We start from the raw sequence: 14495 nt of genomic DNA, 5'->3' as shown, positions 1-14495 counted from the left end.
CCGCCGCCCTGGTTGTTTCCTCCACCGCCGCCGCCCCATGGGCCGCCGCCGCCATTCTGATTGCTCCAGGGCATCAATACCTCTTTGTAAAAGCCTCTCCCGGTTCCGTTCGAAAGCGATTGCTCGCGTGCGGCGGGAATATCGACCCGTTATAGGAAGGAGAAGCGTTCGTTTCAACGCAGAGGTGGTAACTAAATACCCAATCTGGGTAAATAGTTCACTTTGCCGCGGCTCTCCGCATATACGTGGTAAACAGAACGGGATAATTGTCCTTTTCCCCAGCGGGAGCCGGGATTTCCTCGGTTTTCTCAAAAACGACGGGATCGATCTCCGGGAAAAAAGTGTCGCCATCGAGCTTTACCGCGACGTGGGTGACGGAAAGTTGATCGGCGAAGGGCATGGCCTGACGGTAGATCTCTCCACCACCGGCCACGAAGACCTCATCCACGCGGAGTTCCGCAGCCTTGCTTTTGGCGAGCTTCAAGGCCTCCTCCAGTGATGAGACGACATCGACACCCTGCGGCCGGTAATCGGCATTACGACTGACGATGATATGCGGGCGGCCGGGCAACGGACGCTCGCCGACGGATAAAAACGTCTTGCGGCCCATGATGAGCGGCTTGCCCATCGTCATCGCCTTGAAGCGCTTGAGGTCGGTGGAAAGCTTCCACGGCATGTCGAGGTCGCGGCCGATGACGCCGTTCTCGGACACTGCGACGATGATGATGATACGCGGCTCGGTCATACCGCGATCGGTGCCTTGATGCTTGAATCGGCCTCGTAGTTTTCCAGCGTAAAGTCTTCGAATTTAAAGCCGAAAAGGTCCTTAACATCAGGATTGAGGCGCATCGTCGGCAAGGCCTTCGGCGTGCGAGTCATCTGCAGCCGCGCCTGTTCGAAATGGTTGGCATAGATATGCGCATCACCGAGCGTGTGGACGAAATCGCCCGGTTTCAGACCAACCACCTGCGCGACCATCAGAGTCAAAAGAGCATAGGACGCGATGTTGAACGGCACGCCGAGGAAAATATCGGCGGAACGCTGGTAAAGCTGGCAGGAGAGCTTTCCGTCAGCAACATAGAACTGGAACAGGCAGTGGCAGGGCGGCAGCGCCATCTCGTCCACCAGCGCCGGGTTCCAGGCGGAGACAATATGACGGCGCGAGTTCGGGTTGGTTTTCAGGCCCTCGATCAGAAGCGCGATCTGGTCGATGTGGCGTCCGTCCGGCGCGGGCCAGGACCGCCACTGTGCGCCATAGACCGGGCCTAGATCGCCGTTCTCATCAGCCCATTCATCCCAGATGGAAACGCCGTTTTCCTTGAGATAGGCGATATTGGTATCGCCGTTCAGGAACCACAGGAGTTCATGGATAATGGACCGCAGATGCAGCTTCTTGGTGGTGAGGACCGGAAACCCCTCTGCAAGGTCGAAACGCATCTGGTAACCGAACACCGAGCGCGTGCCGGTGCCGGTGCGGTCTCCGCGGTCGGAGCCGGTTTCCATCACATGCCGGAGAAGATCGAGATATTGTTTCATGCGTTCTGCCGCCGATTCCCTGATATCAGGCAGATATAATAGCACAGGGCGGCAGAACCAATCACCGGGGAAACGCTTATCCCCGTTTTTCCGGGAAAATCAGAGCGACTGAAGCTTTCCGAGTTCCTTGGCGACCAGGTAATAAAAGGTCACGCGCGATTTTGAGCGGTCGGCGGCCATGGCTTTCGCAACGGCATCGATTGCCTTGTCGGCGCTGTCATCGGTGACACCAAGCTTCTTGCCGCACCAGCTCGCCTTCACACGTGCAAGCTCTTCCGGATCGGACGCGGACACCAGCGAGGAATCCCGGTTGCGCAGGGCAATGCCGAGATGTTTGACGATCTTGCCGACAACGGCTTCGTCGGCTGCTGCATCGTATTTCTTCACATCTGCGAGATAGTCAGTCATGTCCACTCCTTCGTGTGTCCCCGGCCCGGTGTTGCTTCTAATGACCGGTTGCAGGGAGAATGAGACAGCAATCCCTCGTCGTCAAGAATTGTCTAAATTGCCGGCGTCAAACACGAAACCTTTTCATCGAATTGTCATCTCCCCCCTTTTCTCAGCCGGTCGAAACGCCTATATGAGCCTTGCCGGGGCAACCCGGCTATGGCGATAAACGGTCGGTGTAATAAACCTATTGGACCCGGGGGCGGTACCCGGCGCCTCCACCAAAAACCGGCGGCTTTACGATGAAAGGCCGGCTTTTGATGGGGGCGAAATAGGATCGACAAGGGTGTAAAGATCGAACTTTTGCTCGGCATGATACCGCCGTTATCGGGTCACAAGTGTAGTTGCAAACGACAACAACGCTAAGGAATACGCTCTCGCTGCCTAATGGCGGTGCGGGAATTCCGCTCTAAAGCCCTCACGGTTAGCCCCGTGAGGCGGGGTTCGGAGGTACCTGGCAACAGAAACCTCCACCTTCTCCATTTTGCCTGAATTGGTTATATGATAGCTGACTTGCGAACAGCATCGGCTTTTCCATTGCTGCCGTTCGGGACATTGCGTATACTTGAGCAAAGCGTAACCATCCGGATCGGAATTGATCCCGGCTCAAGGATTACGCAGAGATTCAAAGTGTTACAGCGTCCTTGGTAGCCAAGGCGCTCCGCGCATGAAAAAGACGTTCGAATAAGGGAAAGACAGGACCGCATGGGGCAGGATCATATCCGTTACGACATTCTCGCACAGGATGCCCTTCGCGGCGTTATTCGTAAGGTATTGGGCGAAGTGGCCGCCACCGGCCGCCTTCCCGGCGACCACCATTTCTTCATTACCTTCTTGACCGGTGCACCCGGTGTGCGGATTTCGCAGCACCTCAAGGCGAAATATGCCGAGCAGATGACCATTGTCATCCAGCATCAATTCTGGGACCTGAAGGTCACCGAAACCGGCTTCGAAATCGGTCTCTCCTTCTCCGATACACCGGAAAAGCTCGTCATTCCCTATAATGCCATCCGCGGTTTCTACGATCCTTCCGTGAATTTCGAACTTGAGTTCGATGTCCCCCTGGCGGACGAGGAAGAAGCGGAAGACGCGGAAATCACCGCATATCCGGTGTCGCACGAGGCGAAGCCGGCTTCCGCTTCCGAAACGCCCAAGGCCGGCGAGGAAAAGAAGGAAGGCTCCGTCGTCTCGCTGGATGCTTTCCGCAAGAAGCAATAACGCCTGCCTGAGCGCGAAACCCGAGGAGACGTATCCGCATGGCCGCCGATATCGTCAATCTGCGCCAGTTCCGGAAGCAGAAAGCCCGCAGCGAAAAAGAAAAACAGGCGGAGCAGAACCGCCTGTCCTTCGGACGCACCAAAGCCGAAAAGAACCTCACATCAGCCCTGAATGAAAAGGCCGAAAAGGCACTTGACCAGGGCCGGCTCGAAAACGACGCTCACGAGCCCCGGAAGGACTGAGACCGGCCTGCCGAGGGACAGACAGGGCCAGCAAATCGGAAAAGAATCGTAAAACAGGGGCTTGCCGGCAAAACATGATTCAGATTTCCAGCCAAAGACCGATCTGATGATCCGCAAGCATTCCGCGACGTTGCACGGCCACCGGACCAGTATTTCGCTTGAGGACGCCTTTTGGGATGAGCTGAAAATCATCGCGGAAAGGCGCAAGATCAGTTTCGCAGCCCTGTTGGCCGAAATCGATGACAACCGCCCCTCCGACAGCAATCTGTCTTCGTCGCTACGCGTTTATGTGCTGAACTGGCTGAAGACCCGATAAATTCACGACGGAGTCACCCGGCGACGCCAGCCCCGCAATTTATGTTCGCCGACTACAAAACATTCCCGCCGAAAACTGGTAACGCTGCGAAAGTATTCATTAAACATTGGCGGACTAATCTGCGCTGCAAGGCATTCCCGTATTGCGTAGCCTTGTTTCCAGCCTTTGTCCGAAACCTCGCTGTCCAGACATCCCCCGATGGGATACCCAGGGTTTCTCCGGGAACAGCCAAGCTTTCTCCCCTTCATTCACTGTCTCTTCAACCGTTTCGGACCTGAAAGTCCGGATTGCGGGGTAGCGACCGGAGCCGGTCCAGACCGCGGACATGGAACCGAAGAAGAAATGAAAAGCGACGCCGAGCCCTTTTCGGAAAATTACGGATTGGCGGGAGCATTTTCCGGGGCGAGTTCCCGGATTGCATTTTCCGTCGGTGGCACCACCAGAACCGGCGCTGACTGCGGCTGCGGCACGGGCTGCTGCTGTTGCTGCTGCAACCGTTCCTGCTGTTCTTTTTCCTGCCGCAGACGTTCTTCGGCAGCAGCCTTCAGCCGCGCTTCTTCCTCTGCCTTCGCCTTGGCTTCCGCCTCCGCCCGTTCCTTTTCCGCCTGCCGCTCAGCCGCTTGGAAACGATAAAGCGCCACTTCGCGGCGCAGGCGTTGCTTTTCAAGAACGCTTGCCTGCATTGCCTCCACCCTGCGCCGCTCCTTTTCGAAGGCCCGCAGGGACAGGTAGTTGGTGAGCGCCGAAACGTCGGTCGTCAGGGCTGGCGCAGCAAGCGGACCGTTGTAATTCAGGCGCAAAGACGGTTCGGCGCCGGCAACCGTTTCGGTGCCGGGATTGAACAGGAGATCGAAGTCGCCATTCACCGTGAAAGCAGCAAGATCAACCGTCGCATCGGCTGTCAGCGTCAATGGATCGATCGCCGCCCGCAAATTCTGGAAATGCAGCGCACCACCATTCACCGAGAACGGCAGGGATACATCGCCGAGCCCGATCTCGCCCTGCCACAGGCTCTGGTCCACCAGCGGCCGAACTTTCGGAGCATCGATCGGCTGCTGCAAGCCATCCGCCGCCTGAAGGATTGGCGGCAGGGCACCGGGATTGAGCCCCTTCAGCACCAGCCCGCTGGCCCGGATTTCACCCGAGCCACCCGCTGATTTCAGCATTTCACCAACGCTTTTGCCGGTCGATTCTGCCGTGAGATCAATGGCCACGCGGCCGGTCGCAACCGGACCGTTCGCATTCGCCCAAAGGATCGGCTCCGGATTGGCGTCGGTTACCGCGATCTTGGTGCGGAAAATGCCCGCCCCCTCGCCCGTGGACATCGCAAACCGTCCTGCAATCTTGCCGCCCATGAAGCCGCCGGTGATGTCGTCGAGTGCGAGACTGCCCGAATCATGCGTTACCTTGGCCGTCAAACCCGTGACAGTGCCGAAAGGTCCAGCCTCGAAGCTTTCCGCCTTGAGCGACAGAGACGCCTTGAGCTGCGGGAAGGCCGGCATGGCCAGCGGCTTGGCATTGAGGCCCCCGGTTTCCGGATCGATCACCGGACCATAGATTGCGTCGCCAAGCCAGGCGAGATCGGCGGTCCGGACTGAGAGATCGCCGCTGACGGAATGGGGCGCGGCGCGTTCGAACGTCAGATTGCCGGAGAAGGGATTACCGCCTGCCTGTCCGCCGACAGAAGAAAGCGCAATTTTTTGTCCATCCACCGCAACTTTCGCATTGGCCTTCACCGCCATGCCCCCGCCGAGCTGCGGCAGCCCAACGGCATTCATGATGAGATAGGGCTCGATATCAGCGCTTTCGAGAACGACATCGGCACTGCCCTCGCCGAAATTGGCGGCTGAAACGGCAAAGGAGCCGTTCGCCGAAAAATGTGTGCGTTCCGTCGAGAAGCGGATATCGGTCTGTGCCGGCGCGCCGAGCGTGCCATTGAGCTTGACGGACAGGAGGCCCTCGCCGTCAGCGTCGAAGGGCAACGGGTCAAGCCCGGCCTGGCCGAACAGGATGGCCGTCGACTGGTTTTTCAAGACAGCTTCCAGCGACATGGCCGTGTCATCGGTGATCGACAGGAAATCCGGCATCTTGGCGACGGCGGACAGCCGGCTGCCGTTAACGGTACCGGAGACGGCAACATTGGCGCCGCCGTTTTCGCTGTTGACCGAGACATCCATTGCAAGGTCGGAATTGGCGTACCATGGCGCGCTGGCCGCCAGACGGCTGAGGAAGGGATGAGCAGGCAATTTCTGCTGCAGCATCGTAAAGAAGGGCTGCATATCCGCCGCGTGCAGGTTCACCGTGCCCTTGCCCGCATATTTCAGCAACGAGCCCTGCAATTCGCCTCTTGCCCTGACCTCTGCACCGGCGATATCGCCGGCCGTCATATTTTCCAGCGAAAGAACCCCGCCCGCCATCGTGAAGGCGGTCTCGACGTGATTGGCGGTCACCCCGGCTATGTTGAACCGGTCGGCCTTGAACTTCGCAGTAATGCGGTGGTCGAGAACCGAGCTTCCGACCTGATCGCCGAGCGCCAGACTGCCGAGTGCCTTCAGCGCGTCCAGGTCGATTTCGTTGCCCGCAAGATCGATCGAAAGATTGGAGGTCTTGCCGTCGGAGCGCCGTTCCAGCTCGCCTTTCAGCGACGCGTCGCCGATGGCGAGCTCCAGATTGTCGAAGCGCTGGTTCAGCGTCGTCAACGAGACATCGGCAGAAAAGCCGGCGGCATTGAGTTGCCGGATGGCCGGATCGACGGAACCGGAAAGCCAGTTCGCCAGCCCCGAGGGCTGGTTGGACGCAACGAGCATATTGCCGTTGAAGGCCGGACCACCAAGCAGGGTCAACGATCCCTTGGCCTCCAGCTGGGTTCTTCCTGGCAACGTCGCCACCGCATTCACCACCTGCCAGCCGCTGCCCTGCGGCCGAACATCCAGCCGGATGTCACGAATGGTCGTGTCGTCGGAAACCAGGGCGGGAAGGCTGATGCTCGCCTTGCCCGGCACCGGCGGTACGGGAATGCGCGCCACCATGGCGGCGAAAGCCTCGATGCGCTGGCGCACGGAAACAGTGGGCTGGCGCGAGGTCTTGCCCGTCTGCACGACGGGCGGCGCAAAACGTGCGACATCAATCTGCTGGCCATCGGCCGTCAGCAGGAATTCGGGCTTGGCGCCGGTATCGAGCGTCGCCTCTCCGGTCACGACATAGGGATTTTCGTTACCGCCGAGTTCCATGCGGTAGCTCGGTATACGCACGCTCTCATTGGTCAGTTCAAAACTGCCGCGGGTGCGCGGCGAGGAGAAGAGCGATTGCCCGGCCTTTTTCTGCTTTTCGTCTTCCCTGAAGCTGAAAGAAAAGGAACCGCTATAGGCGGGCTTTCCCGCTGCTGCGGCGATGACGCCATCCAGATCGACCTCGACGGGATGCTCATCCGGCACGACGCGGACGCGAAGGCCCATGCGGCCATTGGCATAATCAGGTTCGCTGCTTGAAAGGGAGAAAGAGCCGGGATGCCCGTCGACGGCAGCCCGCCCGTCCGCCTTCCATGGTCCGGCCAGCGAATTGGCGGACATATCGGCAGTAAGACCGGTGATCAGGCGGTTGCGGCCCGATTGCTCGTCGATGAACTCGATCTGTCCGCCCTCAATCTGCACGCTTTCCAGAACCACGGTTCGGGCGGGAATTTCCGCGCGGCTGCCACGCATCCAGTCCAGCGTGCCGTCTTTCAGCAGCCTGATCTTCGCCTTGGGTTCCTCGATGCGCATGTCAAAGATGCGCGCCTCGCCGGAAAGGAAGGGCGCGAGCTCGGCGTCCATGGAAAAACGCGCGACCTGGATGAGCGGCGATCCATCGGCATCCGTCCCGGCCCGGACATCATGCAACGTTACCGAAGGGAACGGCAGGATGCGGGCCTCGACGCGGCCATGCACGACAACCTTCTTGCCGAGAATACGGCTCGCCTGATCCTCAAAATCACGGCGGAAATCCGTCCAGTCGACGAAATAGGGAATAAGCAGCGCCGAAAACAGCACCACCGCCAGCAGTCCGCCCAGAAAAACCAGAATACGCCCGAGCACTGACCTGCATCTCCCTTCACGAACGCTGCAAACCTATTCTTTTTTGCCTTAACGGCAAGCAGCCTTTTGTACCAATCAAATGTGAGAACGATCAGACAAGACGGAACAACTTGCCCGGATTGAAAATGTTGTCCGGGTCGAGCGACATTTTGATGGCGCGCATCACATCCAATGCATTGCCGGCCTCTTCGGCGAGGAAACTCATCTTGCCCTGTCCTATGCCGTGTTCGCCGGTGCAGGTGCCGTCCATGGCGATGGCGCGGCGGTTGAGACGGGCAACGAAGGCTTCGGTTTTCGCTACGCTTTCCGCATCTTTTCCATCGAACAGAATAAGGACATGAAAGTTCCCGTCGCCGGCATGGCCGACGATCGGTGCGAGAAAGCCGTTTTCCTGGATATCCAGCTGCGTTTCAACCACGCAATCCGCCAGCCTCGAAATCGGCACGCAGACATCGGTGGAAAGCCCGTCGAGATGGGGCGCAAGCGCCCGCGAGGCCCAATAGGCGTCGTGCCGCGCCTTCCAGAGCTTGTTGCGTTCGGCGGCATCGCTTGTCCAGCGGAAGTCGATGCTTCCGCATTCAGCCGCGATTTCTGCGAACTGCTGCGATTGTAGCGCCGCCGTTTCCTCGGTGCCGTGGAACTCCACGAAAAGTGTCGGCTTCTCCGCATAGTTCAGGCCGGAATAGGCATTGCAGGCCCGAACCTGGACCTCGTCGAGCAATTCGATACGGGCAACCGGAACCCCCATCTGGATCGTCATGATGACGGCATCGCAGGCCGCCTTGATGCTGTCGAATGTGCAGACGCCGCCGGCGATCTTTTCCGGTATGCCCTGCAGCCGCAGCGTCACAGAAGTGATGACGCCGAGCGTCCCCTCGGCCCCCACGAAAAGCCGCGTCAGGTCATAGCCGGCAGACGACTTGCGAGCGCGGCGCGCGGTGCGGATTTCCTCGCCGTTGGCGACGACGGCGGTAACGGCGAGCACATTGTCCTTCATCGTGCCGTAACGCACGGCATTGGTGCCGGAAGCGCGTGTCGAGGCCATGCCGCCGATCGAGGCATTGGCGCCGGGATCGATCGGGAAGAACAGGCCGGTATCGCGCAGATAGACATTGAGGTCCTCGCGCGTCACGCCCGGCTCCACCGTCACATCAAGATCTTCGGCATTCACCTCAATGATGCGATTCATCCGGCTGAAATCGATGCAGATTCCGCCGCTGGGCGCATTCACCTGCCCTTCCAGCGAAGACCCCGTCCCAAACGGAATCACCGGCACCTTATATTGCGAGCAGACCTTCACGACGGCCTTCACATCATCAGCACTCTCGGCAAAAACGACGCCGTCAGGCGCCTGGAGCGTCAGATAGGTGGTGGTGTGGCCGTGCTGCTCCCGAAACGCCTGTCCGGTCTGGAGCCTGTCGCCGAGTTGCTGCTTCAGAACGGCGAGCGCAGACGCAATGCCCTCTTCGTTACGCTTTCCCGCCACCACATCTTTCAACGCCATCGTCCGTCTCCACCGCAACATCAGCCCGTAAAGGATTCGATCCGTTACGAAATTCCGTCAGGTGGTATGGGATAAGGTTAACGCTTTGTCCAGCCGCGCAATGGCGCCAGACGGCAAGGCGGCAACCGTTTTTATTCCGCAGCAAGCAGCGGCTTGTCCTCTTCCAGCGCCTTGCGGCGGGCGGCAAGTTCCAGTTCGCGGTGAAGGCGGATTTCCTCATCCGCTTGCGGTTTGGCGAAGCGGGCGATCAGCAGGTAGGAGACCGGTGTGATGTAAAGCGTCACCAGCGTCGCGAAGCCCAGTCCGCCGACGATGACCCAGCCGAGCGCGATGCGCGCCTCGGCGCCGGCTCCCTGCGCCAGAACCAGCGGCACGCCGCCAAGGATGGTCGCGATCATCGTCATCATGACAGGACGCAGACGGATGCTGGTGGCTTTTTCGATAGCTTCCCGCACGGTCGCACCCTGATCGCGCAGATGGTTGGCGAATTCAACAATCAGGATACCGTTCTTCGCCATGACGCCAACGAGCAGCACGAGGCCGATCTGGCTGTAGACATTGAGGCTGGAGCCGGTGACGAGCAGCGCGATGACGGCACAGGCAAGGCCGAGCGGCACCGTTGACATGATGATGATCGAACTCAGCACGCTTTCGAACTGCGCGGCAAGCACGAGGAAGATGATGGCAATCGCGAAACCGAAGGTCAGCAGCATGCCGCTCGAATTCTCCTCCAGTGTCGCAGCCTCGCCCAGCGGCAGCAAGCGTGCACCGGGCGGCAGGACGGATTGCGAGAGCTCGTTCACCTTTTGCAGCGCCTCGCCCAGCGAAACGCCGTCCTTGAGGTTGGCAGTAAAGCCGACGGAAGGAAGCTGCTGTTCGCGGTTGAGCTGCGGCGCAACCGCATTTTCCTTGAGCGACGCGATGACCGACATCGGCACGATCTTGCCGTCGCCCGTCTTCAGGAAGACATTCTCAAGATCGGTCGGATCATTGATCGGCCGGGTGGAGGACAGGAGCCGCACCGGGATCGCATCGCCATCCACGAAGACGTCGACAATCGAGCGCCCTTCCAGCAGCGACTGCATGGCGCGAGAGAGGCCGGTGATGTCGATCCCGAGATCAGACGCGCGCTCACGGTCGATGGAGACCGAAATCTGCGCCTGATTGGGTTCGTTGTCGAAACGTGGCGTATCAAACAGGCCGCTTTCTTCCATGGAAAGCAGCAATTTCTGCGTCGCCTCTGTCAGCGCCGCATAATTGCTGCCGACCATCGCCATCTGCAATCCGTTGCCGGCGCCGCGAATGCGGAGGCTGTTCGGCTGCATCGCGTTGCCCCGCAACGCCGGAACCTTGTTGGCGGCAGAGGTGACATCGGCAGCGATCTGGTTCTGAGTGCGATCTCGGTCGGCCCAGGGCGCCAGCGTCAGCACCATGAAGCCGGTATTGGACGAGCCGTTCATGCCAGTGATGGAGTAGATGTTACGGATTTCCCCGCTGTCGCGAAGCGGCTGCAGGTTTTCTTCGATCCGCTGCAACTGGTCGCGGGTATATTCGAGGCTGACGCCCTGCGGCGCGGTGACCCGCATCATGATAGAGGCGCGGTCCTCGCGCGGCGTCAATTCACTCTGGATCATGCCGAAGGCGATCCACGACAGGCCGGAAAAGATGAGCGCAACGACGATGACGATGAGGGGGTTGTTGAGGCAGGCGGACAGCGTCGACTTGTATGTGGAGGCAAAGACATTACCGAACCAGGCGAGCGGCCCAGTCGGCTCCTTCAGCCCCTCCTTCAGCATGCGCGAAGCAAGCATCGGGCACAGCGTCAGTGCCACGATGGAGGACAAACCCACCGCGAAGGCCAGGACAAAACCGAATTCACGGAACAGGCCGCCAAGCTGACCCGGCAGGAAAGAAAGCGGAATGAACACGGCAGCCAGCGTCGCCGTCGTCGCGATGACGGCGAAAAACACCTCCTGGGTGCCGAGAACGGCAGCGGCCCGGGGCCCCATGCCTTCCGCCCGGCGGCGCACGATATTTTCCAGCACAACGATGGCGTCATCGACCACCAGACCAGTTGCCAGAACGATGGCGAGCAGTGTGAGGATATTGACGGAGAAGCCGACCATATAAATGGCGACGATGGTGCCAATCAGCGCCACCGGCATGGTGATCGCCGGAATGAGGGTGGCGCGCCAGTCGCGCAGGAAGAGATAAAGCACCACAACGACGATGATCGCCGAGAGCCCGAGCGCCAGTTCGACCTCGTGCAGCGCGCCTTCGATGAAGACGGCATCGTCACTGGTCACGACGACACGCGTGCCCTCCGGCAGATTGGCCGACATGGCGTCGACGGCGGCTTTCACACCGGTCGAGATACTGAGCGTGTTTGACTGTGCCTGGCGGATGATGCCAAGACCGACGCCCTGAACGCCGTTCGAGCGCAGCGACGTGGATTCGTCGTCCGCCCCCAGCATGACGGTCGCCACGTCCCTGAGGCGGATATTGTTCTTGATGAGAAGATTGGAAAAATCCTCGGGCTTTGTCAGGCTCGCGGTGGCGCGCACGACGATATCCTGCGTCGTGCTTTTCAGCGAACCCGCCGGAACATCGAGGGCAGCGCTTGCAAGCGCGTTGGAAACATCGGTCACCGTCAAACCGCGGCTCGCCAATGCTGCCTGATTGAGATCGACGCGAAAGACCTTTTCCTGGTCGCCGTAAAGCTCCACATCGGCCACACCATCGACGGCAGCCAGACGGTCGATGATTTCGTCATCCACCAGCTTTGTCAGATCTTCCATACTGAGCGTGGACGAGGTGACGGCAAGCCGCATGATCGGCTGGCTGTCGGAATCCGCCTTGATGATTTGCGGCTCGTCAGCATCGTCAGGCAACTGGTTGGTGACGCGGCCAATGGCATCGCGCACATCATTGGCCGCAACGGCCATGTCGACATTGTCGCCGAATTCCATCGTCACGCGGCTGGTGCCGAATTGTGAGTTGGACGCGATGGATTTGATGCCGCTGACACGCGCCACCGCACCTTCGATGGTCTGCGTTACCTCCTGATCGATCGTTTCAGGCGCGGCACCTTCATACGTGGTCCTGACGCTGATCGTCGGCCGGTCGACGTCGGGCAGTTCGCGCACTTCGACGCCGACCAGAGCGGCGAGGCCGGCAACGACCAGCAGCGTGTTAAGGACCGCTGCCAGAATTGGCCGACGCACGAACAATGCGGTAAAGGCGAGCTTGGAATCCTGACCGGAAGGCGGCTGGGTCGTCATTGGCTGGCAACCTCCTCGGGCTTGGGCTGGTTGCCGACCCGCACCGCCGCGCCTTCGCGCACGCGCTGCAGGCCCTCAATCACGACAGGTTCGCCTTCCGCCAGTTCAGCCTTGACGAGAACGGCATCCGGGTTGCGCTGCACGATCTGCACCCGCACCTTGTTGGATTTATTGTCAGCCACACGCCAGACATAGGAGCCTTCCGCATCCCACTGCACGGCCAGCGGATCAACCGAGGCATAAGTTTCCCCGGCGAAGCGCATGGTGACGCCGAATGACATGCCCGCCCTGAGCTCATCCTTCTCATTTCCGAACTTCGCCCGGATGCGGATGGTGCGGCTCGCCTCGTCGACACGGTTGTCGACGGCCTCGATCTCCCCCTTGAAAGTCTCACCCGGGCGCGAAATCGACGTGGCCTCCACCGGCATGCCGATCTTGATCGCAGTCGCGAAACGCTCGGGAGCCCAGAAATTGACGAGAATTTCAGACCGGTCGTCAATGCTGACAATGGTGGACTGCGTCGTGACATTGTCACCGATATTGGCGGCGACGATACCGGCCACGCCTTCGATGGGCGCGACAATATCACGCCGCTTGAGATTGAGTTCGGCGGTGCTCAGCGCAAGCTTGGCGGCTTCTTCGGCAATCTGGGCATCCAGCACGTCGAGGCGCGAAACGGATTTCAGGTTCTTGTAGGAATTGGATTTTTCGACGGCGCTGCGCAGCGCCACCTGCGCCTTGTCGCGTTCGATCACCTGCTCCTCGTCATCGAGCCGCGCCAGCACCTGCCCCTTCACGACGCGTGCACCGGACGATGTACGAATTTCAGAAAGCGTGCCGGAAACCTGCGGCATGACGACGACCGACTGGATCGCCTCGCCATTGCCGATGGCGTTCAACCGGTCGTTGACCGTGCCTTTCTTCACAGGGGCGGTCACAACCAGTGTGGCGTTATTGTTGCGGCGTGCGCCACCCGCATTCTGTCCCGTCGGCGCGCCGGCCGCCGGTCCGCCGGCTGCGGCGACTTCGACCGAAGCAGCGGGTGCTTTGACCAGCCCGATGCTGGCGAGCATATTGCGGGCGTCGGGCGAATAGACGCCCCAGAGACAGAGACCTGCCCCCACCACGGCCAGACTGACACCCACCTGTTTCCAGACCCGCATATAGTTCTCCGGTTGATCATCGCAGCATAAGAAAGCCCCTGAAGCACAGGCTTCGGGACATCAGCAGTATTCCCCGTCGTTTAAAACGAGGCAACGCACAAATACGTTTCTTACGTAATTGTAATTTGTGATGGATTCTCGTCGAGCACACCATAAACGCTATATTATCGCAAATATTGTTCAGCGCGGTAGTCTGTCAGCACGAAATGAGCCGGAGGAAGCCATGAGCACCGTCACGAAAACACAAAATCCCGAAGCCGATCCGCGCGTGAAAGCGGTGTTCGATGATATCCGCACCACCCGCAAATCGGACTTCATCAACAATATGTGGCTTTACCTCGCCTTTGATCCTGATCTTCTGGAAAAGACATGGGCCGAGGTCAAGGCGGTGATGGCGACACCCTCGGCGCTCGACCCGCTGGTGAAGGAAATGCTTTACATCGCAGTGTCCGTCACCAATGGCTGCTCCTATTGTGCCCATTCCCATACGGCGGCCGCGAAAGCCAAGGGCATGACGAATGAACAGCATGCCGATCTGATGCGGATTATCGCGCTCGCCGCCAAGACCAACCAGCTTGCGGTGGCCCTTCAAGTGCCTGTCGATGCCGCTTTTGATGCCGATCAGAGGGCATGAACCCGAAATAATGCCTTGGAATAGGCATTTTGAGCAGCGATACCGGAATAAAAGCAGAACACGGTTCTGGCCTTTATATCC

The 14495-nt window shown here is 59.6% G+C and carries 11 protein-coding genes and 1 other RNA gene; 5 read left to right on the top strand and 7 right to left on the bottom strand.

The annotated features are described in order from the left end of the window. Positions 1-217: 217 nt before the first annotated feature. The 3 genes from DOU54_RS00710 to DOU54_RS00700 all read right to left on the bottom strand — a co-directional run bounded on the left by DOU54_RS00710 (position 218) and on the right by DOU54_RS00700 (position 1944). Entirely contained in the window at positions 218-745 is a 528-nt protein-coding gene (locus tag DOU54_RS00710) for a dihydrofolate reductase (RefSeq protein WP_004442738.1), read from the bottom strand. Then, positions 742-1536, bottom strand: a complete 795-nt coding sequence (locus DOU54_RS00705) for a thymidylate synthase (RefSeq protein WP_004442739.1) — start codon at positions 1534-1536, stop codon at positions 742-744. The genes DOU54_RS00710 and DOU54_RS00705 overlap by 4 nt, the downstream gene beginning before the upstream one ends. A gap of 99 nt (positions 1537-1635) precedes the next feature. Continuing rightward, a complete protein-coding gene (locus DOU54_RS00700) occupies positions 1636-1944 on the bottom strand; it encodes a DUF2853 family protein (RefSeq protein ID WP_004442740.1) in 309 nt (102 codons plus the stop codon). A 142-nt stretch (positions 1945-2086) separates the two neighbouring features. Between DOU54_RS00700 and ssrA the strand changes: the two genes are divergently transcribed. From ssrA to DOU54_RS00680, 4 genes are all read left to right on the top strand, one after another. Continuing rightward, positions 2087-2458, top strand: a transfer-messenger RNA (tmRNA) gene (gene ssrA / locus DOU54_RS00695). 230 nt (positions 2459-2688) lie between these two features. Further along, on the top strand, positions 2689-3201 hold the full coding sequence (locus DOU54_RS00690; RefSeq protein WP_004442741.1) for an SspB family protein: 513 nt from the start codon (positions 2689-2691) through the stop codon (positions 3199-3201). Positions 3202-3239: 38 nt separating this feature from the next. Then, a complete protein-coding gene (locus DOU54_RS00685) occupies positions 3240-3443 on the top strand; it encodes a DUF4169 family protein (RefSeq protein WP_035209709.1) in 204 nt (67 codons plus the stop codon). 106 nt (positions 3444-3549) lie between these two features. Further along, positions 3550-3759, top strand: coding sequence for a ribbon-helix-helix domain-containing protein (locus DOU54_RS00680; RefSeq protein ID WP_034498861.1), 210 nt, complete (start codon positions 3550-3552; stop codon positions 3757-3759). A 374-nt stretch (positions 3760-4133) separates the two neighbouring features. On the opposite strand, the gene DOU54_RS00675 is transcribed toward DOU54_RS00680, so the two are convergent. From DOU54_RS00675 to DOU54_RS00660, 4 genes are all read right to left on the bottom strand, one after another. Beyond that, positions 4134-7832 (bottom strand): AsmA family protein, encoded by a 3699-nt coding sequence (locus DOU54_RS00675; protein WP_113381172.1) that lies wholly within the window; start codon positions 7830-7832, stop codon positions 4134-4136. A 91-nt stretch (positions 7833-7923) separates the two neighbouring features. Beyond that, positions 7924-9336, bottom strand: a complete 1413-nt coding sequence (locus DOU54_RS00670; protein WP_022556576.1) for an FAD-binding oxidoreductase — start codon at positions 9334-9336, stop codon at positions 7924-7926. A gap of 131 nt (positions 9337-9467) precedes the next feature. Next, the gene (locus tag DOU54_RS00665) at positions 9468-12617 is read right to left on the bottom strand and encodes an efflux RND transporter permease subunit (protein ID WP_022556577.1); all 3150 of its coding nucleotides are present in this window, start codon (positions 12615-12617) and stop codon (positions 9468-9470) included. Further along, complete coding sequence (locus DOU54_RS00660; protein ID WP_113381173.1) at positions 12614-13780, bottom strand: efflux RND transporter periplasmic adaptor subunit; 1167 nt, start codon at positions 13778-13780, stop codon at positions 12614-12616. Before DOU54_RS00660 ends, DOU54_RS00665 begins: the two co-directional genes overlap by 4 nt. A 223-nt stretch (positions 13781-14003) precedes the next feature. Between DOU54_RS00660 and DOU54_RS00655 the strand changes: the two genes are divergently transcribed. Then, entirely contained in the window at positions 14004-14414 is a 411-nt protein-coding gene (locus DOU54_RS00655; protein ID WP_004442748.1) for a carboxymuconolactone decarboxylase family protein, read from the top strand. Positions 14415-14495 lie beyond the last annotated feature (81 nt).

The sequence above is a fragment of the Agrobacterium sp. MS2 genome (assembly GCF_003261015.1).
In the GTDB taxonomy this organism is placed as follows: Bacteria; Pseudomonadota; Alphaproteobacteria; order Rhizobiales; family Rhizobiaceae; genus Agrobacterium; species Agrobacterium pusense.
The sequence above is the reverse complement of the archived record's forward strand: the minus strand, read 5'-3'. Positions and strand labels throughout refer to the sequence as shown.

Excerpts from the sequence above, each read along its gene's own strand:
- DOU54_RS00710 (WP_004442738.1), bottom strand. The coding sequence starts at position 745 with ATGACCGAGCCGCGTATCATCATCATCGTCGCAGTGTCCGAGAACGGC.
- DOU54_RS00705 (WP_004442739.1), bottom strand. The coding sequence starts at position 1,536 with ATGAAACAATATCTCGATCTTCTCCGGCATGTGATGGAAACCGGCTCC.
- DOU54_RS00700 (WP_004442740.1), bottom strand. The coding sequence starts at position 1,944 with ATGACTGACTATCTCGCAGATGTGAAGAAATACGATGCAGCAGCCGAC.
- DOU54_RS00690 (WP_004442741.1), top strand. The coding sequence starts at position 2,689 with ATGGGGCAGGATCATATCCGTTACGACATTCTCGCACAGGATGCCCTT.
- DOU54_RS00685 (WP_035209709.1), top strand. The coding sequence starts at position 3,240 with ATGGCCGCCGATATCGTCAATCTGCGCCAGTTCCGGAAGCAGAAAGCC.
- DOU54_RS00680 (WP_034498861.1), top strand. The coding sequence starts at position 3,550 with ATGATCCGCAAGCATTCCGCGACGTTGCACGGCCACCGGACCAGTATT.
- DOU54_RS00670 (WP_022556576.1), bottom strand. The coding sequence starts at position 9,336 with ATGGCGTTGAAAGATGTGGTGGCGGGAAAGCGTAACGAAGAGGGCATT.
- DOU54_RS00665 (WP_022556577.1), bottom strand. The coding sequence starts at position 12,617 with ATGACGACCCAGCCGCCTTCCGGTCAGGATTCCAAGCTCGCCTTTACC.
- DOU54_RS00660 (WP_113381173.1), bottom strand. The coding sequence starts at position 13,780 with ATGCGGGTCTGGAAACAGGTGGGTGTCAGTCTGGCCGTGGTGGGGGCA.
- DOU54_RS00655 (WP_004442748.1), top strand. The coding sequence starts at position 14,004 with ATGAGCACCGTCACGAAAACACAAAATCCCGAAGCCGATCCGCGCGTG.